The sequence below is a fragment of the Streptomyces sp. L-9-10 genome, from assembly GCF_004151105.1.
Classification (GTDB): domain Bacteria; phylum Actinomycetota; class Actinomycetes; order Streptomycetales; family Streptomycetaceae; genus Streptomyces.
Genome location: NZ_PHRF01000071.1, coordinates 20,137 through 44,857 on the forward strand (window position 1 = coordinate 20,137; position 24,721 = coordinate 44,857).

The following is a 24,721-nucleotide window of genomic DNA, read 5'->3' on the forward strand; positions in this document are numbered from 1 at the left end:
CACTACTTGCGCCGACGCAGTGCCCGTCCGACCACCACGGCGGAGGCGAGCGCGAGCGCGGCGGCGGGCGCGACCCAGCGCAGCGTGGCCCGCGCGCCACCGGCGTCGGGCGCGGGCACGGGCGCGTAACGCCCACGCGGCGGCGCGTGATCCACTTCCTCCGCGCTGCGCCCGATCATGGTGCGGCGGGCATGCGCGGCCTCGGCCGGCGGCTCGTCCGGAATGATGAAGTCCCCCTCACCGGAAACGGTCTCCCCGCCGAGCGTGAGCGCCGACGGCTCGGGTCCGAACTCCGGCAGCTCCTCCGCCACGGGCACGATGTCCTCCGGGGGCTCCGTCTCCTCCCCCAGCCGCGCGACGAAACGGTCCAGCAGCCGACGCGCCGCGGCGGTCGTCGTCTCGGCGGGCACCTCCGCGAGCCGCCCCTCCGAACGCGAGCCGCCGGTGAACGCGAGCGTCGTACCGTCCGGCGTCTCCATCAGCCGCACGGTGAGCGTCAACTTGGCGGAGCCCGTACCGCGGACCTCCACGCCCTCGCCCTCCACCTCGAAGACACCGTCCCGCTCGGCGAGCGTGAGCGCGCCGCGGTAGGTGATCGTGTGGCCGCCGATCCGCACCTTCATCCGGCCGGAGAGCGGCCCGGCCGACTCCTCCGCGTCGTGCTGAAGTCCGGGCACACAACGGGCGACTCGGACAGGGTCCGCGAGCGCCTGCCGAAGAGCCTCCGCCGTCACCGGAACGAACACCTCATGCTCCATAACCCCCGAGCGTAGCCCCGTTCGCCTCCCAACGGTGCGCCTCCGGCGGGGGTGGGGGTAGGGGTGCGCCTCGGCGGGGGCCGGTTTTCGTGTGCGGGTTGTTGCCGGGGTGCGCTCCGGGCCTCGCGCCCGGGACTGCATGATGTACGGCGCGACTCCGGCCAGTCGATGGTTCGGGCGTCCGTGCGCCACACATCACGCTCTACGTCCCGGACACGACCCCTGCGCGCCCCCCTTCACCGCCCGCACAAGCGACCCGGCCGTGCGCGAGGGTGGGCGGGGGAGGCGGCGGCACCCTCCCGCATCCGGCCAGGGTGGCGAGTGGCGGAGTCCACCGGACCGCACCAACCCGCTCACCCCGCCGGGGCGGCGATTGGCGGGGCCACCGGGCCGCACTCGCCCCCACACCCCCACCAGGTCGGCGGGTTGTGGGGGACCACCGGCGGGAGGGGGTCGGGGGCGCAGGAGGTGCGTGTCCGGACACTGAAGCGTGATGTGTGGCGCACGGACGCCCGAACCATCGACGTGCCAGAGTCGCGCCGTACATCATGCCGTCCGGACATGTACCTCCGGAGCCCCCGGACCCCGGCCCACGACAACGCAACCGCAACCCGGCGACCACACCCTCCACCACGACCCCCCGCCGGAAGGCGACCGTCACCCCCCGTACCGCGGATGCACCAGCGTCGACGCCGGCAGCCCCCGCACCCTCGTCCGCTCCACCCCTCTCGCCCCCGCCATCAGCGCCGCCCCCTCCAACGACCGCAGCCTCGGCGCGTCCCGCGCCAGACCCAGCCTCGGGCTCGCGCCCACCGTCGCCAGGTCGAACCCCCAGTCGCTCACGGCCGGCGTGCCGTCCTTGACCCGGTCGGGGCCCGCCGCGAACCCCGACGGCCACCCCGTCGCGTGGTACGGCGTGGTCCCGAACCCGGCCGCCCGCAACGTCGCGTCCACCGTCCAGTACGTATGCCGCTGCGTCGCCGGCGACCCCGCGTGCACCGCCAGCCGCCCGCCGTCCGCCAGCACGCGCGTGGCCAGGCCGTAGAACTCCTCGGAGTACAGCTTCGTACTCGCCGTGACGCCGGGATTCGGCAGATCCGAGATCACCACGTCGTACGGCCCGCCCCGGACGCCTCCGGCGTCCACACCGCGCAGCCACGTGAACGCGTCCGCGTACACCGTCCGCACCCGCCCGTCCCCGTACGCCTCCCCGTTCAGCTCCCGCAGCGCGGGATCCGTGCGGGCCAGCCGGGCGACGCCCGGGTCCAGCTCGACCACCGTGACCTCGCGGACGTCCCCGTACCGCAGGACCTCACGCGCGGCCAGCCCGTCGCCCCCGCCCAGGATCAGCACCCGCGTGTGCGGCCCGAGCATCGCGGGATGCACCAGCGCCTCGTGGTAGCGGAACTCGTCGCGCGCGCTGACCCTCAGCCGCCCGTCGAGATACAGCTCCAGCGGCCCGCTCCGTCCTCCCGTGATGACGACGTCCTGGACGTCGGTATGGATGGCGACCCGCACCTGCTCGCCGTAGACCGCCCGCCGCGCGGCCCGTTCGAAGTCGTCCACCAGGACGGCCGCCGTGGCGAGGAGGGCCAGCACCAGGACGTTGACCGTCACCAGCACCCAGCGTGAGCGCGACGTCAGATCGCGCCGGAAGAGCCAGAGCACCAGCCCGCCCCCCGCCACCGCGTTCACCGCGCCCGTCAGCAGCGCGCCCGTCAGCTGTCCCAGCCAGGGCAGCAGCAGGAACGGGAAGGCCAGCCCGCCGACGAGCGCGCCCACATAGTCGGCCGCGAAGAGATCCGCGACCGTTCCCTCCGCGTCCTGCCGGGAGAACCGCTGGATGAGCGACATCAGCAGCGGAATCTCGGCGCCGATGAGGATGCCGGTGGCCAGCGAGAAGCCGACGAGGGCGTAGCGGGACTCCCCCAGCCATATGAAGCTCGCGTACAGCACCAGCGCGGAGGAACCTCCGAGCAGCGCCAACGCCGCTTCCAGCAGCCCGAATCCGAACGCGGCACGGCAGCGCAGCCGCTTGGCGAGCAGCGAGCCGACGCCCATGGCGAAGACCATCACCGAGAGGACGACCGAGGCCTGCGTGACGGAGTCCCCGATCAGGTACGAGGCGAGCGCGACCAGCTCCAGCTCGTACACCAGCCCGCACGCGGCGCAGATGAAGACCACGGTGAGGATCAGGTAACGCCCCGCGTCCGCGCGCACGGGAAGCCGCGCGCCACCTCGTGGCGGCGAGGACACGGACTGCTCGATCATGTTCGTAACGCTACGTCACGAATTCATTGCGGTTTGTCACCCACACGGGTGCATCTACAGCACCGCAGGCATACGGACCCCTACCCGCGTCCGAGTGACGACCAGGCGGCCTTCCTGTGGATACGCATGCCAGGTACGCCAGCGGACCTGGCCTCCGTCGCGCAGCGCCAGCATCGCGGTGAAGGCGTTCGGGGCGCCGGGGAATGTCCCCGCCAATCCGTTCGGGTGGTCGGCGACCAGTGCGAGCAGTTCCTGCGCGCGCCCGGCGAACGAGCCCTGGGAGAGCGTCTCGACGCGCGCGGCGAATTCGTACTCCCAGTCCCCGAGCCGTTTGGAGACACCGAGCGGCAGCGGTGTGCTGCTGCCCGGGATACAGGCGACGGTCTCGGAGCAGGTGCCCCGCTCCTCCTCCAGAATCACCTGGTGAGAGGCGCCGAGCAGCCTCAGCTGGAGCCCGGCGCCCGCGAGATCGAGGTCGAGGACGGCCAGGGCGGGGACCGGCTCCCGGCCCAACGCCCAGGCCAGATCAGCGGCGCGGGTGTCGGTGTAGGCGGTATTGAGGGTGGTGAGCATGGGTCGGCTCCGCAAACACGCTTGACGGGTGAACCGGGGATGTCCCGGACGATGAGCGAGTGGCTTGTGGGGGGAGATCGCCTGCTCGGTTCCGTATCAGGCCCGAGGGCTGGAAGCTCTCAACAGCGAGGGAATCACGAAGTACGCGACGCTCACAGTGTTTTTACCCAACTTGAAGGGGTTTCCATCCCCCCGGGGGCCCAAGGGTTCAACTGTTCAACCGAAAACGGGCGGTGAGAGCCGCCGGAACGGTCAGTTCCCTCAACACGGAGATGCCCGGCGGGAGTTCGTTCCCCGCCGGGCACCATCCTGACAGCGGATCAGCTGCCCCGTGTCAGCTGCCTCCTCCGCCACATCCCCCGCCACCACCGCCGCACGACGAACCGCCGCCGCACGACGAACTCCCGCCCCCGCACGACGAACCACCGCCGCCGTCGGAACCGCTGCCGCTGCCGCTGTCCCACCAGCTGTTCTGAGAGCGGCGCTTGCCCCCCTTCTTCAGCGAGGGGCTCGATGTGCGGTTCTTCGCCTTCACGCGCGGCTTCTTGCGCTTGTCCGCGCTGCTCACACTCGCCACGACCCCGACGAACGCGACCGCGACCAGTACGACCACGACTCCTACGCCCAGCATCGTCCTCACCGTCCTTCTGTTCCCCCGTGGCGGAGCCCCCCGCGCCCTCGCGCGGCCCGCTCCGTACCGACTGGCTTCCGCGTGAACTTGTTGCGTGACGTGGGTGTCCCCCCGGTGCCCCGCGCCCAAAGCCGACTTGAGCAACTCCAGAGGTTCGGCACAGGATGGCGCCCATGACCAAAGAATGGCTCGGCGGCACCACGATCTTCGCGGAGATGTCGGCGCTGGCCGTACGCACCGGCGCGATCAACCTCGGCCAGGGTTTCCCCGACACCGACGGCCCCGAGGAGGTCAGGGAGGCGGCGGTACGGGCGCTGCGCGAGGGCAAGGGCAACCAGTACCCGCCGGGTCCCGGCATCCCGGAACTGCGCACCGCGATCGCCGAACACCAGCTGAAACGCTACGGGCTGGCCCACGACCCGGACACCGAGGTCCTGGTCACGGCGGGCGCCACCGAGGCGATCGCCGCCGCGCTGCTCGCCCTGGTCGGGCCGGGTGACGAGGTGATCGCGCTGGAGCCGTACTACGACTCGTACGCCGCCTGTATCGGCATGGCGGGCGGCACCCGCGTCCCGGTCACCCTGCGTCCCCGGGACGGCGCCTACCACCTGGACCTGGACGAGCTGCGGGACGCCGTCACCGACCGCACCCGCCTCATCCTCCTCAACACCCCGCACAACCCCACCGGCACGGTCCTCAGCCGCGAGGAACTGGCCGCCGTCGCGGAACTCGCCGTCGCACGCGATCTGCTGGTCGTCACCGACGAGGTGTACGAACACCTGGTCTTCGAGGGCGAGCACATCCCGATCGCCTCGTTCCCCGGCATGCGCGAGCGGACCCTGACGATCGGCTCGGCGGGCAAGACCTTCTCGTTCACCGGCTGGAAGGTGGGCTGGGTGACGGGTACGCCGGAGCTGGTGACGGCGGTGCGCTCCGCCAAGCAGTTCCTGACGTACGTGGCGTCGGGCCCGTTCCAGTACGCGATCGCGGAGGCCCTGTGCCTGCCGGAGAGCTATTTCGAGGGGCTGCGCGCCGATCTGCGCGCCAAGCGCGATCTGCTCTCTTCAGGCCTGGCGGCGGCCGGTTTCGAGGTCTACCGCCCGGCCGGCACCTATTTCGTGACGACCGACATCCGTCCGCTCGGGGAGAGCGACGGCTTCGCCTTCTGCCGCGCCCTGCCGGAGCGGTGCGGCGTGGTCGCCATCCCCAACGCCGTCTTCTACGACCACCGGGAGCAGGGCGCGCCGTTCGTACGGTTCGCCTTCTGCAAGCGGACCGACGTCCTGGAGGAGGCCGTGTCACGGCTGCGCGGGCGGTAGCCTCCCGCGCCCGCGGTACGCCAGAGCCCGGCCCGGGGCCGCGTCACAGATGATCGCGGCGCCGGCCGGGCTGTCGTTCGGCGCGGTCCGCGGACTCAGGCGTCCTCGGGCTTCTCGTCGCCCGGCTCCAGGCCGAACTGCTCGACGAGCCACTTGTCGAACTCGATCGACGCGCGCACCCAGCTGACCGTGGACGACACGAAGTGCTCCAGGCTGACCCCCATGCCGATCAGCATCTGGGCCTCGCCGATGAGCCGGACGGTGGGCGGACCGTCACCCTCCTCGTGGATGTGGGTGTAGACCTTGGGCCACAGCGTGCGGCGGTTCCAGTCGTCGATCGCGTCGAGGACCTTCGCCTTGTCCGTGATCGGGTGCGGCCGGTCGTAGAACGTCCGCACCGAGAAGACCTGCTGGTCGTCCTCGCCGCGGAACATGAAGTACGTACGGAATTCCTCCCACGGCGCCGCGAGGTCACCCTCGTCGTCGACGACGTACTTCAGCTCCATCTGTTCGAGGAGCTGCTTGACCAGGTCCTGGTCGGGGACGACGGGGCCCGCCGGTCCTGCACCCTGCGGTTGGGGCTGTCCCCCGAAATTCGGAATCGAGGACGGGTCGATGCTCACCGTGAATTTCCCTTCGTACGGTTCCTTCCATCCTCCCCCATAGCGGGGAGGCCCTGGCAACCCCGGCCCGCCGATCCGGCGCACAAAGGGGGCCGGCGCGCGCCCACGCGCGTACCGGCCCCCGTGCCCCGCACGCTCACAGCGTCTTGCCGGACTCCGTCCGCGTCGGCTCGGGAGACGCCGCCGGCTGCTCAGGAGACACCGCCGGCTCCGCCGGCTCGGGAGACGCCTTCGTCGCCGCGCCCACGATCAGGCCGTCCTCGAACCGGTCCACCCGGACCGTGTCGCCGTCCGTGACCTCGCCCGCGAGGATCTCCTTCGCGAGCCGGTCGCCGATCGCCGTCTGCACCAGGCGGCGCAGCGGCCGGGCTCCGTAGGCCGGGTCGTTGCCCTCGTCGGCCAGCCATTCCAGCGCCGCCGGGGTGACCTCCAGGGTGAGCCGCCGTTCCGCGAGGCGGCGGGCCAGGCGGTCGATCTGGAGCCTGGCGATGTGCGCCAGTTCGTCGCGCGAGAGGGCGGAGAAGACCACCAGATCGTCGAGACGGTTCAGGAACTCCGGCTTGAAGGTGCTCCTCACCACCTCCAGGACCTGCTGCTTCCTGGTCTCCTCGCTGGTCAGCGGCTCGGTCAGGCCCTGCCCGCTCAGGAACTGACTGCCGAGGTTCGACGTCAGGACGAGGATGGTGTTGCGGAAGTCCACCGTCCGTCCCTGGCCGTCGGTGAGCCTGCCGTCGTCCAGGACCTGGAGCAGGACGTCGAAGACCTCGGGGTGGGCCTTCTCCACCTCGTCCAGCAGGATCACCGAGTACGGGCGCCTGCGCACGGCCTCGGTGAGCTGGCCGCCCTCCTCGTAGCCGACATAGCCGGGAGGCGCGCCGACCAGCCGGGCCACCGAGTGCTTCTCGCCGTACTCGCTCATGTCGATACGGACCATGGCGCGCTCGTCGTCGAAGAGGAAGTCCGCGAGCGCCTTGGCCAGCTCGGTCTTGCCGACCCCGGTGGGGCCGAGGAAGAGGAAGGACCCGGTGGGGCGGTCGGGGTCGGCGATGCCCGCGCGGGTACGGCGTACCGCGTCGGACACGGCCCGGACCGCCTCGTGCTGGCCGATCAGCCGCTTGCCCAGCTCCTGCTCCATGCGCAGCAGCTTCTGCGTCTCGCCCTCCAGCAGCCGGCCGGCCGGGATGCCGGTCCAGGAGCCGACCACATCGGCGATGTCGTCCGGGCCGACCTCCTCCTTGACCAGTTTGTCGGTGGGCTCCTTGGCCGCCACCTGCTCCGCCTCCGAGGCCTCCTCCAGCTCCCGCTCCAGGCCGGGGATCTCGCCGTACAGCAGCTTGGAGGCGGTGTCGAAGTCGCCGTCGCGCTGCGCGCGCTCGGCCTGGCCGCGCAGGTCGTCCAGGCGTTCCTTCAGCTCACCGACGCGGTTGAGGCCCTGCTTCTCCTTCTCCCAGCGGGCGTTGAGGCCGCGCAGTTCCTCCTCGCGGTCGGCGAGGTCGCGGCGGAGCTTCTCCAGCCGCTGCTTGGAGCCCGGGTCGGACTCGTTCTTGAGCGCCAGCTCCTCCATACGGAGGCGGTCGACGGAGCGCTGGAGTTCGTCGATCTCGACCGGCGAGGAGTCGATCTCCATCCGGAGCCGGGACGCGGCCTCGTCCACGAGGTCGATGGCCTTGTCGGGCAGGAAGCGCGAGGTGATGTAGCGGTCGGAGAGCGTCGCGGCGGCGACCAGCGCCGCGTCCGCGATCTGCACCTTGTGGTGGGCCTCGTACCGGCCCTTGAGCCCGCGCAGGATCGCGATGGTGTCCTCGACGGTCGGCTCGGCGACCAGCACCTGCTGGAAGCGCCGTTCCAGCGCCGCGTCCTTCTCGATCCGCTCGCGGTACTCGTCGAGTGTGGTCGCGCCGACCATCCTCAGCTCGCCGCGGGCCAGCATCGGCTTGAGCATGTTCCCGGCGTCCATGGCGGAATCGCCGCCGGCGCCCGCGCCCACGACGGTGTGCAGTTCGTCGATGAAGGTGATGATCTGTCCGTCGCTGGACTTGATCTCGGAGAGGACGGTCTTGAGCCGCTCCTCGAACTCACCGCGGTACTTGGCGCCCGCCACCATCGCCCCGAGGTCCAGCGAAACCAGCCGCTTGTTCTTCAAGGACTCCGGCACGTCGCCCTTGACAATGCGCTGCGCGAGTCCCTCGACGACGGCGGTCTTGCCGACGCCCGGCTCGCCGATCAGCACCGGATTGTTCTTCGTACGGCGTGACAGCACCTGCACCACACGCCGGATCTCCTGGTCCCGGCCGATGACCGGGTCGAGCTTGCCCTCGCGGGCCGCCGCGGTGAAATCGGTACCGAACTTCTCCAGGGCCTTGTACTGGCCCTCCGGGTCGGGTGTGGTCACCCGGCGCCCTCCCCTTGTCTTCTCGAACGCGTCAAGCAGTCTCGCGGCGCCGGCCCCCAGCCGGTCGAGCATCTCCCCGGCCTGGCCCCCCTTGGCCGCGACACCGATCAGCAGGTGCTCGGTGGAGAGGTAATCGTCCCCCAGCTCCTTGGCCCGCTGAGCGGCGTCGTTGATGGCGGCGAGCAGCTCGCGGTTGGGTTGCGGGGGCGCGACGGTGGAACCGGTCACGCTGGGCTGTGCGGCCAGCAGCCGCTCCGCTCCGGACCGTACCCCGGCCTGGTCTGCCTCGACGGCGGCCAGCAGGTCGGTGATGTTCTCGTTGTCCTGGCCTTCTAGCAGCGCGAGCAGCAGATGCGCGGGGGTCAGATCGGGATGCCCGGCCGCCACGGCCCGGTTGGTGGCGGTATTGATCGCATCCCGGCTCTTGTTGGTCAGCTCGGCGTCCACGTGCGCCCTCTCCTCTCCTGCACAGACCTCGGGCCTCCATCCGACCCTGACATTGGCAACGTGCGCAAAGTTGAGTCTATTCCACTCAAGCCTGAATCGGGGCCGCTCCCCGGGGGTTTCCGCGCCCATATCCGCCGGGAGTCGTCACCGTCCCAGGGTTTCCGCGCCCGTACCCGCCCCGGGGCCGTCACCGTCCTACGCTTCCGGCATGGCCCACGACGTACGCGATCCCAGCCCCGATTTTCTCGCCTTCTGGCGCGAGCACCACCTGTGCACCCTCACGACACTGCGTCCGGACGGCAGTCCGCACGTGGTGCCGGTGGGCGTGACGTACGACCCGGAGGCGGGGCTCGCCCGCGTCATCAGCAACAAGAACAGCACGAAGGTCGCCAACATCCTGGCGGCGGGTCCGGAGGGGGCGCGGGTGGCGGTGTGCCAGTTCAAGAAACGCCACTGGGCGACGCTGGAGGGCCGCGCCACGGTCCGTACGGAGGAGGAGGCGGTCGAGGACGCGGTGAGCCGCTACGCGGCGCGGTACGGCCGTACGCCGACGCCCAACCCGGACCGGGTCGTCATCGAGATCGCCCTGGAACGGGCGCTCGGCCGCTGCTGACCGCGAGAGCCACGAAGACCGCGGGGCCCGGCGGGCCCGAACGCGGACAGCACAACGGCGCCATCGTGTTTCAGGTCCACGATGGCGCCGCTGTGTGGGGGAAGCGCCTGAGCGATTTGGAACGACGGGGGAATCGCTCAGGCACTGCGGGGGGTGGCGATGGTGGTATTCGATCCGACCAACTGGTGGTCACGCTGGTCGAGGTTGACGAAGATCATGTCGTAGCGGATGGCACACCGGACCGGCTGCGGAGCCCCCCGCGGCCTCCGAAGGCAACGGTAGGCACGGACGTCCTCGTCCTCCTCGCGTACGACGACGATCGGCTCTCCGAAGAGGGTGACCATCAACGAGTCGCCACGGTGGGGGATCGCGGTGACGAGATCGATGAAGTGCCAGCCCGACCGGTAGGCCGTGGCCATCTCGCGCCGGAAGACCCGGTCGTCCGGCGGGACAGTCATGCGCTTACGTCGGCCGGTGAGCTCCCCCAGCCGCTGTCCGGCGGTTCGTTCGCCGGCGTCGAGCCCCAACCACTGTCATCCGACTTCGTGCCGCTGCTCCAGCCGCTGTCGGCCGGCGCACCGCCCCAGCCGCTGTCCGACTGGGTGGCCTGAGGCGCGAATCCCCAACCACTGTCCGCGCCACCCAGGACCCCGTAAGCCACGACCGCGGAGAAAGCTGCGGCAAGCACCGAGCGAAGCAATCTCTTGTACATAGTCGGCTTCGTCCTCACTTGATGGATTCCTCTCCCCCGCGTCACAAGACGATGGCTCATTCAGGCACGTCAATGCCACAGGGACGATGCATCATGTTCCTGTAGGTTCAGGACCCTGGGGGGTGGAGATTTGCCGAAGATCGTGTCAAAACCGACACATCCCCATGCTGTGACCGCGCTGTGCGACGAGGGGGCGCATCTTTACGCCAGCGCTCTGAGCGCCGGGCGCATCTCCCGCGCGGAGGCGGAGGAGGCTCCGTGCCTCCTCGAATTTGCTCTTTTGCACCCCGATCCGGACGACCCGAACTGGCTGCGGCCGGTCCCGCCGTCCGTCGCGCTCGCGCAGCGGCTCCACCCCATCGAGCGGGAGATCCTGGACCGGAGGCGTCTCTCGAACGATCTAACAGAATCCTTTGAGCCATTCATGGCGATCAGCGCGCTGAACCCGGCGCCCACGCACTCGATCACGGTCCTGGAGGGCTTCAACCGGATCAACGCCGCCCTCAATCTCGCCACCGCCGAGTGCCATACGGAGATGCTCACGATCCAGCCCGGAGGTGGCAGGCGCGAGCATATTCTCAGCCAGGCCCTGGAGCGGGACCGGCCGCTGATCGAGCGCGGTGTCAGTATGCGCACGCTCTACCAGCACACCGTCCGGCACAGCCAGGGCACGATGGCGTACGTGGACCGCATGGCCAGCGGCAAGATCGAGATAAGAACCCTGGAAGAGCTGATCGAGCGGCTCATCATCTGCGACCAGACCGTGGCCTTCATACCCGCGCGCGACGACCAGCAGGTCGCCCTGGAGCTGCGCCACCCGGGTCTGGTGACCTATCTCGTCAAGGTCTTCGAGCAGCTCTGGCGGCGCGCCACGCCCCTCACCGAGCAGGTCTCGTACGAGCCGACCCCGGACGGCATCACAGGCGTCCAGCGGACCATCGCCAAGCTTCTCGTCGAGGGGTACGTGGACGAGGCCATCGCCCGGCGTCTGGGGATGAACGTACGGACCTGCCGCGCGCACATCGCCAAGCTCGCCTCCGTACTCGGCAGCGGCAGCCGCGCCCAACTCGGCTATCTCATCGCACACTCGGGAATCCTCGACCAGGAGAACTGACCCCGCCGGCAAGGCCCTCGGCGAAACCTGGCACATCGCCGCGACACGTTTTCCGGAATGCTCTGCCGCTTCCTTGTCGCCCCGGGTCGCCCACCACACTCCATCCGGCCATGGGGGGAATCCACGGCTGTCGTCGCCACCTCCCTAGGCTGCATTTCACGCTCTAACAGTTCAAGCGGCATGCGATTGCACTCACACGCACTACAGAATCGTGCAGGGAGGAATAAGTGGAGGAAATAAACAAAAAACCGCAAACAGTGCCACCATTTGACATATCGGAAGAGGCGCGCGCCCTGCTGCACCGGCTCGTCCAGGGGGATCAGGTCGAGGACTCCGAACCCGGCCGCGCGGAGCTGGTCGCCCTCGGGCTGGCCGTGCACAACCCGCAGTACGACCGGTGGAGCGCGGCGGACATGTGGCACGCCGAACAGACCGCCCTGGCGGAGGAGCGCGCCGCCATCGCCCATCACCTGCGCCGCATGGACCAGCTCTCCGAGCTGCACCGCGAGCTGAGAAGCGCCGAGTCGTCGCGAGGGGACGGTATCGAGTTCCTCGGCCGGAACGAACTGGTCACCGCCGCCATCATGCAAGCCGTCGATTCGGCGAGTATCGAGATCTGCACGGCACATCCGCGGAACAGAAAGCCTGAGACGCTGCGAGCGGTGGTCACCTCCGAAATCAGGCTCCTTCAGCGTGGTATCGCATTACGCACCATCTATCCGGACACCGCTCGCAATCGACCCGCGGAACAGGAGTGGGCCGCGGAGGTGAGCAAGCACGGTGCGGCGGTACGCACCCTCGCCACCGATTTCGAGCGCATGATTCTGGTGGACAGCAAAGTCGCCATCATTTCCGACCACCGGGGCGTGCCCAGCGCGAACACCGCCTTCAAGGCGACCCACCCCGGCTTGCTGGCCTTCCTCCGCCACATCTACGACCAGCAGTGGGAGCGTGCCGAGCCCTGGGCGGGCGGCCGTTTTCTGCGGAAGGCGGAGACGGTCACGACAGGCCGGTCCCGCCGCATCCTGAACAAATTACGGGAGGGCCGCACGCTCAAGCAGATCGCCGGCGAGCTGGGCGTCAGTCTGCGCACCGTCAACAGCGACCTGAACAAGCTCTACGAAGCGGTGGGCGTGAACAGCCAGTTCGCACTCGGCGTGTGGTGGAGCTCCGAGGCCGCCGCGGACGAGCGCAAGCTCGGCTGACCGGCTTGCCCCGGCCGCTCGGCGCCGCGGCGACGCGGAACGCCCGGCCGGGAATCCCCGACCGGGCGCCCGCCCGCTCACGTACGCCTCAAAAACGCACCGGCTCAGTCCGTCGGCCGCTTGGGCCGCCACACCACCAGCGCGCTCGTCTGCTGCACATCCTGGTACGGCACCAGATCCCGGCGGTACGAGGCATGCACCTGCGCCTCGCGCTGCCGCATCGCCGTCGCCGCGCCGTCCACCGCCGCCGACAGCTCGGCGACCCGCGCCTGGAGCGCGGCGACCTGGTTCTCCAGCTCGATGATCCGCTTGATCCCGGCCAGATTGATGCCCTCGTCCTGAGACAGCTGCTGCACCTGGCGGAGCAGCTCGATGTCACGGGCCGAATAGCGGCGTCCCCTGCCCGCCGTGCGGTCCGGGGAGACCAGGCCGAGGCGGTCGTACTGCCTGAGCGTCTGCGGGTGCAGCCCGGAGAGCTGTGCCGCCACCGAGATGACGTACACCGGCGTTTCCTCGGTCAGCTGATACGCCCTGGTGAACGATGAAGACTGCCGACGCCGCCCGTCCATGAGGTCATGCTCCCTTCGCCGCCTGGAACAGCTCCGCCCGCGGGTCCTCGTCCGCGGTCGCCTTCCGGTAGGCCTCCAGCGCGTCCCGCGCGGGCGCGTCGAGGTCCTTGGGGACGACGACCTCGACGGTGACCAGCAGGTCGCCGCGGGTGCCGTCCTTGCGCACCGCGCCCTTGCCGCGGGCGCGCATCGTACGGCCGTTGGGTGTCCCCGCCGGAAGCTTGAGCGTGACCGCGGGACCGCCCAGGGTCGGCACCTTCACCTCGCCGCCGAGCGCCGCCTCCGTGAACGTGACGGGCACGGTCACCGTGAGGTTGTCGCCCTTGCGGCCGAAGACCGGATGGGCGTCGACATGGACGACGACATACAGGTCGCCGCCGGGGCCGCCGCGCTCGCCCGGAGCGCCCTTGCCGCGCAGCCGGATCCGCTGCCCGTCGCTGACACCCGCCGGGATGCGCACCTGCATGGTCCGCGAGGACCTGGCGCGCCCGCTGCCCTTGCAGACCTCGCACGGGTCCTGGGCGATGAGCCCACGGCCCTTGCAGTCCACACAGGGGTCGGTCAGCGAGAAGCCGCCGCCGGTGCCGCGCGAGACCTGTCCCGTGCCCACACAGGTCGGGCAGACCCGCGGCGTGCCGTTCTTGTCGCCCGTGCCCGAACACGCCTTGCAGGGCGCCTGGCTGGACATCCGCAGCGGGACCGTGGCCCCGTCGACCGCCTCGGTGAAGCTGAGCGTCACCTCGGACTCGATGTCCTGGCCGCGGCGCGGCTGCGTACGGGTCCCGGCACCGCCCCGGTTGAAGATCCCGCCGAAGACGTCCCCGAGCCCGCCGCCGAGGCCACCGGCGCCGGGTCCGCCCTGCGTGCCGCCACCGGGGCGACCGCCGAAGAGGTCGCCCAGGTCGAAGTTGAACGAGCCGTTGCCCCCGGCACCGGGTCCCGGCCGGAACCCGTTGCCGAAGAGGGCGCGCGCCTCGTCGTACTCCTTGCGCCGCTTGGGGTCCCCGAGGACGTCATTTGCCTCGGAGATCTCCTTGAAGCGCTCCTCGGCCTTGAGGTCGCCCTTGTTGGCGTCCGGGTGGAACTCGCGGGCGAGCTTCCGGTACGCCTTCTTGATCTCGGCCTCGGTGGCGTCCTTGGGGACGCCGAGAACCTTGTAGTAGTCCTTCTCCACGAAGTCCTTCGTGCTCATTCCCGACGTCCCTCCTCTCCGCCTGCTCCTGCCACCGCACCGCCCGCCACCGCGTCAGCCCTCTTCCGGGCCACCGCTCTCCTTGTCGCCGGCGGACTCGGCGGGCTCGTCCGCGCCCTTCGGCTGGGCCCCGGGCTGGGGCTCGGCCACCGCGACGCGGGCGGGCCTGATCGTCCGCTCGCCGAACCGGTACCCAGGCTGGAGGATCGCGACGCACGTCGTCTCCGTGACATCCGGCGCGTACGAGTGCATCAGGGCCTCATGGATCGTCGGGTCGAAGGGCTCGCCCTCCGTACCGAACTGCTGGAGGCCCAGCTTGACCGTGACGGCTTCCAGCGACTCGGCCACCGACTTGAACCCGCCGACCAGTTCCTCGTGGTCGCGCGCCCGGCCGATGTCGTCCAGGACCGGCAGCAGTTCGGTCAGCAGACTCGCGACAGCGATCTCCTTGACCGTGACCCGGTCGCGCTCCACCCGGCGGCGGTAGTTCTGGTACTCGGCCTGGAGCCGCTGGAGGTCTGCCGTGCGCTCGTTGAGCGCCGTACGGACCTGGTCCAGCTGCGCCGTCAGGGCGACTTCCTGTACGTCCCCGCCCGGGGACGCCGGGCCCGGCTCCGCTACGGAGTCGGACTCGGCGCCCTTCGACGCGGCATCTTCGGGGGTCGCGCCGGAGGGAACGTCGGGCTTCTCCTCGAAGCCCGGGGTCTCCTCCGTCACGCCGCACCGTCCTTCTTGGGCTTCTCGTCGTCCACGATCTCGGCGTCGACGACGTCGTCGTCGGCCTTGGCCTGCCCGGCGCCCGCGCCGGCCTCGGCACCGTCGGCGCCCGCGCCGGAGGACGCCTGGGCGTCGGCGTACATCGCCTGTCCGAGCTTCTGGGAGACGGCCGCGACCTTCTCCGTGGCGGTACGGATCTCGGCGGTGTCCTCGCCCTTGAGCTTTTCCTTCAGCTCGGCGATGGACGTCTCGACCTCGGTCTTGATGTCGCCGGGGACCTTGTCCTCGTTGTCCTTGAGGAACTTCTCCGTCTGGTAGACGAGCTGCTCGGCCTGGTTGCGGGTCTCCGCGGCCTCGCGGCGGCGGTGGTCCTCGTCCGCGTACTGCTCGGCCTCTTCACGCATCCGGTTGACCTCGTCCTTCGGCAGCGAGGAGCCACCGGTGACGGTCATCTTCTGCTCCTTGCCGGTGCCGAGGTCCTTCGCGGCCACGTGCATGATGCCGTTGGCGTCGATGTCGAAGGCGACCTCGATCTGCGGCACACCGCGCGGCGCGGGCGGCAGACCGGTCAGCTCGAACATGCCGAGCTTCTTGTTGTACGCCGCGATCTCGCGCTCGCCCTGGTAGACCTGGATCTGCACCGACGGCTGGTTGTCCTCGGCCGTCGTGAAGATCTCCGAACGCTTCGTCGGGATCGTCGTGTTGCGCTCGATCAGCTTGGTCATGATGCCGCCCTTGGTCTCGATACCGAGGGACAGCGGGGTGACGTCGAGGAGCAGGACGTCCTTGACCTCACCCTTCAGGACACCGGCCTGGAGCACGGCGCCGATGGCGACGACCTCGTCGGGGTTGACACCCTTGTTGGCCTCGCGTCCGCCGGTCAGCTCCTTGACGAGCTCCGCCACGGCGGGCATACGCGTCGAACCGCCCACGAGCACCACGTGGTCGATCTCGGACAGCTGGATGCCGGCGTCCTTGATGACGTTGTGGAACGGGGTCTTGCAGCGGTCGAGCAGGTCCGCGGTCAGCTGCTGGAACTGCGAGCGCGTGATCTTCTCGTCGAGGTGCAGCGGGCCCTCGGCGGACGCCGTGATGTAGGGCAGGTTGATCGTGGTCTCGGACGAGGACGACAGCTCGATCTTCGCCTTCTCCGCGGCCTCGCGGAGACGCTGGAGAGCCATCTTGTCCTTGGAGAGGTCCACGCCGTGGCCGTTGGCGAACTGCTTCACCAGGAAGTCGACCAGACGCTGGTCCCAGTCGTCACCACCGAGGTGGTTGTCACCGTTGGTGGCCTTCACCTCGACGACGCCGTCACCGATCTCCAGCAGCGAGACGTCGAAGGTGCCGCCACCGAGGTCGAAGACCAGGATCGTCTGGTCGTCCTTGTCGAGCCCGTAGGCCAGGGCGGCCGCCGTCGGCTCGTTGACGATACGCAGCACGTTGAGGCCCGCGATCTCGCCGGCCTCCTTGGTGGCCTGACGCTCGGAGTCGTTGAAGTACGCGGGGACGGTGATCACCGCGTCGGTGACCTTCTCGCCCAGGTACGACTCCGCGTCCCGCTTCAGCTTCTGCAGCACGAAGGCCGACATCTGCTGCGGGTTGAAGTCCTTGCCGTCCAGGTTGATCTTCCAGTCGGTGCCCATGTGGCGCTTGACCGACCGGATGGTCCTGTCGACGTTCGTGACTGCCTGGCGCTTGGCGACCTCGCCGACGAGCACCTCGCCGTTCTTGGCGAAGGCGACGACGGACGGCGTGGTCCTGGCGCCTTCGGCGTTGGTGATGACGGTGGGCTCGCCGCCTTCGAGAACGCTGACGACGGAGTTAGTCGTGCCCAGGTCGATGCCGACCGCACGTGCCATTTCGATTCCTCCAGCTGACTTGAGTGGAACTGACTCAAGGATGCATGACAGATCCCAGGGAGTCAAAGGACCTGAGTCGATGGGACTCAACTATCGTGCGCCGGGCCTGCCTCGGGGCACCCCCGGACGCGCCTGAGGGACCCGCCTACCCGATCCTCACACCTTCACCATGCGATCGTTCCGTGGCAAAAGCACCGAACGAAACGAAACTACCGAAACCACCGCTGAACGTATCCGAACGCAGCTGAACGTAATAGAGCACATACAGCGAACAGAACGGTCAGGTGTGACCTTGAAGCGACGCCCCACGGCATGGCGCCCGCCCCACCTCCCGGAGCCCAAGCGCCTGCTGGATCTGATCCTCGGCTCGGCCCTCCTGGCGCTGACCGCGCCCCTGCTCGCGGTGGCCGCCCTCGCCCTCGCGCTGTCCCGGCCGGCCGAGGGCGTTTTCGTACGCGACTACCGCACTGGACTCAACGGCCACCCCTTCCTGCTGAGTTCCCTGCGCACCCGCCGGTTCCGGCTCGACCTGCTCTCCCGGCTGCCCCACGTCGTACGGGGCGAGCTGTCCCTGGTGGGGCCGGCGCCCCTGAGAACCGGCTCCCCCGCGGGTGCGGCGCCCTGGCGGCAGCTCGTACGGCCCGGCCTGACCGGGCTCGCGCAGGTACGGCGCCACTCGGAGCTGCCGTGGGACGAGACGCCGCTGCTCGACCAGCACTATGTGGAGCACCACTGGATCGGCCTGGACCTCGCGATCCTCGCGCGCACGCCCGGACGCGCGCTGAGGACGGCCGGCGCTGTCAGGACGGCCGGGGCCGCCAGGGCGGTCCGGACGGCCAAGGCGGTCCGGAGGGCCAGGGCCGTCAGGAGGGCCGGGGCGATCGGGGCGGTCAGGGGGATCCGGACGGCCAGGTTTCCCTGAGGGTCCCCTGAGCGACACAGATCACCGGTTCCGCCGCTACATTGCGGCTGGATAAGTGGGTAACCTCAGCACGAAACGATTAAGTTACCGCTTAGTAAGCAGCAGTGAGCAGTGCGGCATCACGCAGTACTGAGCAGCAGCAGTTGGCCCGAGGAGCCCCCATGCAACTCGCCGCGATCATCGTGTCGCTGGTACTCGCCGTCGTCGGTGTGGCGTTGTTCGGCCGAGCCATCGCGCAGATCTACCGCTTCGTACGGCTCGGCCAGCCCGTCCCGGCGGGCAAGCGGACCGATGAGCCCGCCCAGCGCACCCTGACCGTGGCCAAGGAGTTCCTCGGCCATACCCGGATGAACCGCTGGGGCGTGGTCGGCGTCGCGCACTGGTTCGTCGCGGTCGGCTTCTTCTCGCTCGTACTGACCCTGGTGAACGCCTTCGGGCAGCTCTTCCAGGCCGACTGGCTGCTGCCGGTCATCGGCGACTGGACGCCGTACGAGGTCTTCGTCGAGCTCATCGGCCTGCTCACGACGCTCGGCATCCTGACGCTGATCGTCATCCGGCAGCTCTCGCTCCCCAGCCGCGCCGGCCGCAAGTCCCGCTTCACGGGCTCGAACTTCGGCCAGGCGTACTTCGTCGAGGCCGTCATCCTCGTCATCGGCCTGGCGATCCTGGTCCTGCGCGGGCTGGAGGGCGCGCTGCACCACGTCGACTCGTACCAGGCGGCCTACCTGGTCTCGTACCCGCTGGTCGCGGCGTTCGACGGGCTCAGCCTCAGCACCCTGCAGAACCTGGTCTACCTGGTCGCGCTGATCAAGCTCGCGACGTCCTTCATCTGGATGATCACGGTCGCGCTCAAGACCGACATGGGCGTCGCCTGGCACCGCTTCCTCGCCTTCCCCAACATCTGGTTCAAACGCGAGGCGGACGGCGGGACGGCGCTCGGCGCCCTCCAGCCGATGACGAGCGGCGGCAAGGAGATCGACTTCGAGGACCCGGGCGAGGACGACGTCTTCGGTGTCTCCCAGATCGAGCACTTCTCCTGGAAGGGCCTCCTCGACTTCTCCACGTGCACGGAGTGCGGCCGGTGTCAGTCGCAGTGCCCGGCCTGGAACACGGGCAAGCCGCTCTCCCCGAAGCTCCTGATCATGTCGCTGCGCGACCACGCCCACGCCAAGGCGCCGTATCTGCTGGCCGGCGGCGGAAAGACGATGGAGGGCGAGGAGAAGGCCACCGAGGAGCAGCTGGCCGGGGTGCCCGCCGCGGCCCTCGCGGAGGCCGAGCGCCCGCTGATCGGGACGCTGGAGGCCGCGGCCGACGGCGCTGCCGCCATGGGCGGCGTCATCGACCCGGACGTGCTGTGGTCCTGCACCACCTGCGGCGCGTGTGTCGAGCAGTGCCCGGTCGACATCGAGCATGTCGACCACATCGTCGACATGCGCCGCTACCAGGTGATGATCGAGAGCGCCTTCCCGAGCGAGGCCGGGACGATGCTCAAGAACCTGGAGAAGAAGGGCAACCCCTGGGGTCTGGCGAAGAAGCAGCGCCTGGAGTGGACGAAGGAGGTCGACTTCGAGGTGCCGGTCGTCGGCAAGGACGTCGAGGACCTGACGGAGGTCGACTACCTGTACTGGGTCGGCTGCGCCGGCGCGCTGGAGGACCGGGCCAAGAAGACCACCAAGGCCTTCGCGGAGCTGCTGCACATCGCGGGCGTCACGTTCGCGATCATGGGCGGCGACGAGAAGTGCACGGGTGACTCGGCCCGCCGCCTGGGCAACGAGCCGCTGTTCCAGCAGCTCGGCCAGGAGAACGTCGCGATGCTGAACATGGCGTACGGCGAGGACGATGACGACGAGACGACGAAGAAGCCGAAGTCGTCGAAGAAGATCGTCGCGACCTGCCCGCACTGCTTCAACACGATCGCGAACGAGTACCCGCAGCTCGGCGGCGAGTACGAGGTCATCCACCACACGCAGCTGCTCCAGCACCTCGTGGACGACGGCAAGTTGGTCCCCGTGACGCCGGTCGAGGGTCTGATCACGTACCACGACCCCTGCTACCTGGGCCGGCACAACAAGATCTACACGCCGCCGCGCGAGATCATCGCGAAGGTGCCCGGTCTGCGGAACGAGGAGATGCACCGCCACAAGGAGCGCGGCTTCTGCTGTGGCGCGGGCGGCGCGCGGATGTGGATGGAGGAGCGGATCGGCAAGCGCGTCAACGACGAGCGGGTGGACGAAGCCCTTTCGCTGAACCCGGACATCGTGTCGACGGCCTGCCCGTTCTGTCTGGTGATGCTCACCGACTCCGTCAACGGCAAGAAGAACGACGGCCGGGCGAAGGAGTCTCTCCAGGTCGTGGATGTGGCGCAGTTGCTGCTCGACTCGGTACGGACGCCGGCGGGGCCGGAGGGCTCGGAGGAGCGGGAGAGCGCGCCGGACCCTCATCCGGCGCCGGAGTCCCAGCCGGTGAAGTAGCGGGCGGGCGCCGGTGACGTAGGCGACGTAGGCGACGTTAGGCCGGAGAGCGGCCGGATCTGCCTCGGGGGCGGGTCCGGCCGCTCGGCGTGTGGGCCGGGGCCCGGGGCGGAGGCGTGGGCGGGGGCGTGGACAGGCGACGGCTTCGGCGACGGCTTCGGCCGCTGAACGGGCGAGCGACTGGGGCACCATGTGACGACTGGAGCCGACGAGAGGGACCGGGCGGATCGGGCGGGACGGGGTGGGTGGGGCATGCGCATACGCGTGACAGCGACGGCTTCGGCGACGGCTTCGGCGACGGCTTCGACTTCGACTTCGGCTTCGACTTCGGCTTCGGCTTCGTCGGTGGTGGGGCGCGGGGTCCGTAGGGCCGCGTGCGCGGCGGTGTGCGCGGTCGTCTCCACGGCACTGCTGCTGACGGGCTGCACCGCTTTCTCGTCCTCCGACCGGTCCGCCGGCGACGGCAGGGACCGGGGCAAGGGCACGACAGCCGGCAAGAACGGCGACACCGCCCCGCTCTCCGGCCGCTCCGGCGCCCCGCGTCGTCCCGTACCGCGCGGCAAGGGCAGCCGTCTGCCCGACGACTTCAACGGCGACGGCCACCGTGACCTCGTACTGAACGACCTGGTCAAGGCCCCGGGCGACACCTACGGCGATGACGCGGGCATCGGGATCGTGTACGGCACCGCCGCGGCCCGCGGTCTCGATCCGGCCGTACGCCAGATCCTCGGCCCGCGGAAGCACGGCGCCCGCGTCGACGGCGCGCTGCCCGCGGCGTTCGACGCCGAGGCCGCGTGCGATCTGGACGGCGACGGGTTCGGGGATCTGATCGTCGCCACGGACCCGCCGTACGACGGGACCGGCGCCCCTCCCGTTCCGCTCCAGATCCTCTTCGGCGGTCCCCACGGCCTCGGCGCGAGTGGCACGGGCGGTGGTGACGGGACCGGCGGCAGGGCGGTCGTCCTCCGGATCCCCGCCGAGGCCCGTGCCGGCGACGAGTGGCCCGACCATCCCGTCTGCGGCGACTTCGACGGCGACGGCGAGACGGACCTCGCCGTGACCGCGAGCGCGGGCCGGGTGAGCTACCTCCGGGGCCCCTTCAGCCGCACCGGTGCCCCGCACGCCGCCTCGGCGCCGATCCCGGGCGGCGGCCCGGTCCTCGAAGCGCCCACGCCCGAGGCCGATGTGAACGGTGACGGCTACGACGACCTCGTCCACCACACCCGGGCCCGCACGCCCGGCGGCGCGGCGAAGGGCGAGCTGCTGCTCGGCGGCCCGGAGGGTCCGACGCGCGAGGGAGGCGCGTACCACTTCAAGGCCGTACGGTTCCCGACCCCGCCCAGACTCCCGTCGGGCTCCGGCCGGACCGTGACGGACCTCCTCAGCACGGCCGAGTTCACCGGGGACGGGCGCCAGGATCTGGTGACACGCACCCACCGGGGCGAGCGGACGGATCTGATCGCGCTGTACGCGTCGGGGGCGGGCCGGCCGCTGATCACGTTCAGTACTTCGATCTTCCTCGGACGGTCCGGCAGTCCGGTGCCACGGGCGGGCCGGGGGCAGTCCCCATAGGGTTCCCCTAGGGGATGTCACAGCTCGGCCGCAAAGAACCTCCCGTTCCCCACCTCAGCAGCTCCGCCCGCCCGAAGCGGGTACGTTCGATTGCGTGGCTGGATTCAGGATCGGACGCGGCCGGGACAACCGCACCTCGCGACAACAACCGCAGCGGCAGCAGCAACAGCCGTACGGGCAGCAGGCGCCGCCGCCCCCGGGCTACGGGGGCGGGCACCAAGCCGCGCCCCCGTACGGGCAGCAGCAGTGGCCTCCCACGGGCGGCGCACCGAACGGATACGGCGGTGGGCACGGTGGTGGTCATGGCGGTGGTCATGGCGAGCCGGAGTACTTCGGTGACCCGTACGGCCAGCAGGACCCGTACGGACAGCAGGCGCAGGGCGGTCACAGCAGACACGGCGGGCAGGGCGGACAGGGCGGCGGGTATGGCGGCCGGCCCGGCGACGCGTACGCCAACAATGCCGGTCACACGCAGGCGTTCAGCGTCGACGAGGACCCGTACGGCGACGGCACCGCCTACCGCGCCGGCGCGGCAGCGGCCCCCGCGGGCCCCCGGCTGCACTGGAAGGAACTGCTGAGCGGCGTCGTCATGCGCCCCTCCCAGACGTTCCTGGGGATGCGCGACTACCCGGTCTGGGGCCCCGCCCTGATCGTCACGTTCCTCTACGGCCTGCTGGCGATCTTCGGCTTCGACGCGGCCCGCGAGGACGCGATCAACGCGACGCTCTCCACGGCCATTCCGTACGTACTGACCACCGGCGTCGCCTTCGTCATCGGCGGTCTGATCCTGGGCGCGGTGACCCACACCCTCGCCCGCCAGCTCGGCGGCGACGGCGCCTGGCAGCCGACCGTGGGCCTGTCCATGCTGATCATGTCGATCACGGACGCCCCGCGCCTGGTCTTCGCGCTCTTCCTGGGCGGGGAGAACTCGCTGGTGCAGGTGCTCGGTTGGCTCACCTGGATCGCGGCGGGCGCGCTGCTGACGGTGATGGTGAGCAAGTCGCACGACCTGCCGTGGCCGAAGGCGCTGGGCGCGTCGGCGATCCAGCTGATCGCGCTGCTGTCGCTGCTGAAGCTGGGCACGCTGTAGCGGCACCTGGCACCACACCGCACACACGGCACACGGCACACGGCACACGGCACACGGAAGGGCCCGGACAGAAATGCCGGGCCCTTTCGCGATGGGTCAGGCGTCAGGCGTCAGGCGTCGAGGACCTGCCCGCTGCGGCGGACGACAGGCGGCTCGACGCTCCAGGGGAAGTTGATCCAGTCGTCGGTGCGCTTCCAGACGTACTCGCACTTCACGAGGGACTGGGGCTTCTCGTAGATGACGGCGCTGCGCACCTCGGCGACGTGGTCTATGCAGAAGTCGTACACCAGCTTCAGCGTCTTGCCGGTGTCGGCGACGTCGTCCGCGATGAGGACCTTCTTGTTGGAGAAGTCGATGACGTTGGGAACGGGCGCGAGCATGACGGGCATCGCGAGCGTGGTCCCGACCCCGGTATAGAACTCGATGTTGACCAGATGGATGTTCTTGCAGTCCAGGGCATAGGCGAGACCCCCGGCGACGAAGACACCACCGCGCGCGATGCTCAGGACGACATCGGGCTCGTACCCGTCGTCCGCGATCGTCTGCGCCAGCTCGCGGACGGCGCGGCCGAACTTCTCGTAGGTGAGGTTCTCTCGGGGCTCGGTCATGCCTGCATCACACCTGTGTCCGATGGAAATTGAGATACGAGCGGGACGCGGTCGGCCCCCGCTGCCCCTGATACCGCGAGCCGTACCTCTCGGAGCCGTACGGGAACTCCGCCGGCGAGCTGAGCCGGAACAGACACAGCTGCCCGATCTTCATCCCGGGCCAGAGCTTGATCGGCAGGGTCGCCATATTCGACAGTTCGAGCGTGACGTGCCCGGAGAACCCGGGGTCGATGAAGCCCGCGGTCGAGTGCGTCACCAGCCCGAGGCGCCCGAGGCTGGACTTCCCCTCCAGCCGGGAGGCGATGTCGTCGGGCAGCGAGATGACCTCGTACGTCGACGCGAGCACGAACTCCCCGGGGTGCAGGATGAACGGCTCGTCCCCGTCCGGCTCCACGGTCCGCGTCAGATCGACCTGCTCGACGGCGGGATCGATATGCGGATAGCGGTGATTCTCGAACACCCGGAAATACCGGTCGAGCCGCACATCGATGCTGGAGGGCTGCACCATCGACGCGTCATACGGTTCGAGGCGTACGCGTCCGGAGTCGAGCTCGGCCCGGATGTCCTTGTCTGAGAGAAGCACGCCCCGAGGATACGCAGAGCGCGCGAGCCCACCCCAATCGGGCGGCCCCGCGCGCCTGAACCGCTACGGTCAGTGCCGCTCCACCGCCAGGACCTCCACCGCCACCGCGTCCACCCTCACAGCCTCCGCCGGCCCGTCCACCCGCTCCACGGGCACGGCATGCCGCAACCGCGCACACCGCGGACACCGGATGAGCCGCCCGGGGCCGATACGCCCGGAGTCGAGCTGCTGCATCGGAAACGTGGCGGTACTGAACACATGCCCTTCGGCACAGCGGACGACGGTGCGCTCCATCAAGTCCATCAAGTCCCTTCCCCAACAAATGCGGACGAAAGCCCACACTAGGGGATGAAGGGAACCCACCCGCCAGCGGCACTCCGCCCCCGACCCTACGCCCCAACTCCCGCCCGCCACCCCCCACATCCACCACCACGCCCACCCAACGCACCCACCCACCCCAAGCACCCCCCACGCCGCCCG

At 69.8% G+C, this 24,721-nt stretch carries 22 protein-coding genes and 1 pseudogene; 9 read left to right on the forward strand and 14 right to left on the reverse strand.

All coding sequences use genetic code 11. The features are described from left to right. Positions 1–2 precede the first annotated feature (2 nt). The 4 genes from CU044_RS18885 to CU044_RS18900 form a co-directional block, all read right to left on the reverse strand. Entirely contained in the window at positions 3–758 is a 756-nt protein-coding gene (locus CU044_RS18885) for an SRPBCC domain-containing protein (RefSeq protein WP_129769905.1), read from the reverse strand. A gap of 657 nt (positions 759–1,415) precedes the next feature. Next, complete coding sequence (locus tag CU044_RS18890; RefSeq protein ID WP_129769906.1) at positions 1,416–3,029, reverse strand: polyamine aminopropyltransferase; 1,614 nt, start codon at positions 3,027–3,029, stop codon at positions 1,416–1,418. A gap of 54 nt (positions 3,030–3,083) precedes the next feature. After that, a complete protein-coding gene (locus CU044_RS18895) occupies positions 3,084–3,602 on the reverse strand; it encodes a DUF2617 family protein (protein ID WP_129769907.1) in 519 nt (172 codons plus the stop codon). A gap of 334 nt (positions 3,603–3,936) precedes the next feature. Beyond that, a complete protein-coding gene (locus CU044_RS18900; protein ID WP_129769908.1) occupies positions 3,937–4,233 on the reverse strand; it encodes a hypothetical protein in 297 nt (98 codons plus the stop codon). Between the two features lie 173 nt (positions 4,234–4,406). Here CU044_RS18900 and CU044_RS18905 point away from each other — a divergent pair, with 173 nt between their 5' ends. Beyond that, entirely contained in the window at positions 4,407–5,552 is a 1,146-nt protein-coding gene (locus CU044_RS18905; protein WP_240045685.1) for a pyridoxal phosphate-dependent aminotransferase, read from the forward strand. Positions 5,553–5,647: 95 nt separating this feature from the next. Here CU044_RS18905 and CU044_RS18910 read toward each other — a convergent pair whose 3' ends face one another. Then, complete coding sequence (locus tag CU044_RS18910) at positions 5,648–6,175, reverse strand: YbjN domain-containing protein (protein ID WP_129769910.1); 528 nt, start codon at positions 6,173–6,175, stop codon at positions 5,648–5,650. 232 nt (positions 6,176–6,407) lie between these two features. Beyond that, positions 6,408–9,014, reverse strand: a pseudogene (gene clpB / locus CU044_RS18915) (ATP-dependent chaperone ClpB); the annotation flags it as partial. Positions 9,015–9,222: 208 nt separating this feature from the next. Between clpB and CU044_RS18920 the strand changes: the two are divergent. Continuing rightward, positions 9,223–9,627: a TIGR03618 family F420-dependent PPOX class oxidoreductase gene (locus tag CU044_RS18920; RefSeq protein ID WP_129769911.1), complete on the forward strand. Its 405-nt coding sequence runs from the start codon at positions 9,223–9,225 to the stop codon at positions 9,625–9,627. 137 nt (positions 9,628–9,764) lie between these two features. On the opposite strand, the gene CU044_RS18925 is transcribed toward CU044_RS18920, so the two are convergent. After that, positions 9,765–10,085: a hypothetical protein gene (locus CU044_RS18925; protein WP_030353182.1), complete on the reverse strand. Its 321-nt coding sequence runs from the start codon at positions 10,083–10,085 to the stop codon at positions 9,765–9,767. Between the two features lie 384 nt (positions 10,086–10,469). On the opposite strand from CU044_RS18925, the gene CU044_RS18935 reads away from it, so the two are divergent. Together CU044_RS18935 and CU044_RS18940 are read left to right on the forward strand one after the other, a co-directional pair. Beyond that, on the forward strand, positions 10,470–11,453 hold the full coding sequence (locus CU044_RS18935) for a helix-turn-helix transcriptional regulator (protein ID WP_129769913.1): 984 nt from the start codon (positions 10,470–10,472) through the stop codon (positions 11,451–11,453). A 257-nt stretch (positions 11,454–11,710) separates the two neighbouring features. Beyond that, entirely contained in the window at positions 11,711–12,658 is a 948-nt protein-coding gene (locus CU044_RS18940) for a LuxR C-terminal-related transcriptional regulator (RefSeq protein WP_205124086.1), read from the forward strand. A gap of 104 nt (positions 12,659–12,762) precedes the next feature. Here the strand turns inward: CU044_RS18940 and CU044_RS18945 are convergent, their stop codons facing one another. The 4 genes from CU044_RS18945 to dnaK are packed head-to-tail and all read right to left on the reverse strand — an operon-like array spanning position 12,763 to position 16,995. Beyond that, positions 12,763–13,227, reverse strand: coding sequence for a helix-turn-helix domain-containing protein (locus CU044_RS18945; protein WP_129769915.1), 465 nt, complete (start codon positions 13,225–13,227; stop codon positions 12,763–12,765). A gap of 4 nt (positions 13,228–13,231) precedes the next feature. Next, positions 13,232–14,419 carry a molecular chaperone DnaJ gene (gene dnaJ / locus CU044_RS18950; protein WP_129769916.1) on the reverse strand — a complete coding sequence of 396 codons (1,188 nt, stop codon included), beginning with the start codon at positions 14,417–14,419 and terminating at the stop codon, positions 13,232–13,234. Between the two features lie 54 nt (positions 14,420–14,473). Then, positions 14,474–15,136 (reverse strand): nucleotide exchange factor GrpE, encoded by a 663-nt coding sequence (grpE, locus tag CU044_RS18955; RefSeq protein WP_129769917.1) that lies wholly within the window; start codon positions 15,134–15,136, stop codon positions 14,474–14,476. Continuing rightward, positions 15,133–16,995, reverse strand: a complete 1,863-nt coding sequence (dnaK, locus tag CU044_RS18960; RefSeq protein WP_129769918.1) for a molecular chaperone DnaK — start codon at positions 16,993–16,995, stop codon at positions 15,133–15,135. The genes grpE and dnaK overlap by 4 nt, the downstream gene beginning before the upstream one ends. 292 nt (positions 16,996–17,287) lie before the next feature. Between dnaK and CU044_RS18965 the strand changes: the two genes are divergently transcribed. The 5 genes from CU044_RS18965 to CU044_RS18980 all read left to right on the forward strand — a co-directional run bounded on the left by CU044_RS18965 (position 17,288) and on the right by CU044_RS18980 (position 23,050). Then, positions 17,288–17,917 carry a sugar transferase gene (locus CU044_RS18965; RefSeq protein ID WP_345790137.1) on the forward strand — a complete coding sequence of 210 codons (630 nt, stop codon included), beginning with the start codon at positions 17,288–17,290 and terminating at the stop codon, positions 17,915–17,917. A gap of 161 nt (positions 17,918–18,078) precedes the next feature. Then, positions 18,079–20,388 (forward strand): (Fe-S)-binding protein, encoded by a 2,310-nt coding sequence (locus tag CU044_RS18970; protein ID WP_129769920.1) that lies wholly within the window; start codon positions 18,079–18,081, stop codon positions 20,386–20,388. Between the two features lie 245 nt (positions 20,389–20,633). After that, a complete protein-coding gene (locus CU044_RS40040) occupies positions 20,634–20,756 on the forward strand; it encodes a hypothetical protein (protein ID WP_275670200.1) in 123 nt (40 codons plus the stop codon). After that, positions 20,737–21,960, forward strand: coding sequence for a VCBS repeat-containing protein (locus CU044_RS18975; RefSeq protein WP_240045688.1), 1,224 nt, complete (start codon positions 20,737–20,739; stop codon positions 21,958–21,960). The genes CU044_RS40040 and CU044_RS18975 overlap by 20 nt, the downstream gene beginning before the upstream one ends. Positions 21,961–22,054: 94 nt before the next feature. Continuing rightward, positions 22,055–23,050, forward strand: coding sequence for a Yip1 family protein (locus tag CU044_RS18980; protein WP_129769922.1), 996 nt, complete (start codon positions 22,055–22,057; stop codon positions 23,048–23,050). A 110-nt stretch (positions 23,051–23,160) separates the two neighbouring features. Here CU044_RS18980 and CU044_RS18985 read toward each other — a convergent pair whose 3' ends face one another. The 3 genes from CU044_RS18985 to CU044_RS18995 all read right to left on the reverse strand — a co-directional run bounded on the left by CU044_RS18985 (position 23,161) and on the right by CU044_RS18995 (position 24,544). Beyond that, positions 23,161–23,658: a phosphoribosyltransferase gene (locus tag CU044_RS18985; RefSeq protein ID WP_129769923.1), complete on the reverse strand. Its 498-nt coding sequence runs from the start codon at positions 23,656–23,658 to the stop codon at positions 23,161–23,163. Positions 23,659–23,665: 7 nt separating this feature from the next. Next, complete coding sequence (gene dcd, locus CU044_RS18990) at positions 23,666–24,241, reverse strand: dCTP deaminase (RefSeq protein WP_129769924.1); 576 nt, start codon at positions 24,239–24,241, stop codon at positions 23,666–23,668. A gap of 69 nt (positions 24,242–24,310) precedes the next feature. After that, positions 24,311–24,544 carry a hypothetical protein gene (locus tag CU044_RS18995; RefSeq protein ID WP_129769925.1) on the reverse strand — a complete coding sequence of 78 codons (234 nt, stop codon included), beginning with the start codon at positions 24,542–24,544 and terminating at the stop codon, positions 24,311–24,313. Positions 24,545–24,721: the final 177 nt, after the last annotated feature.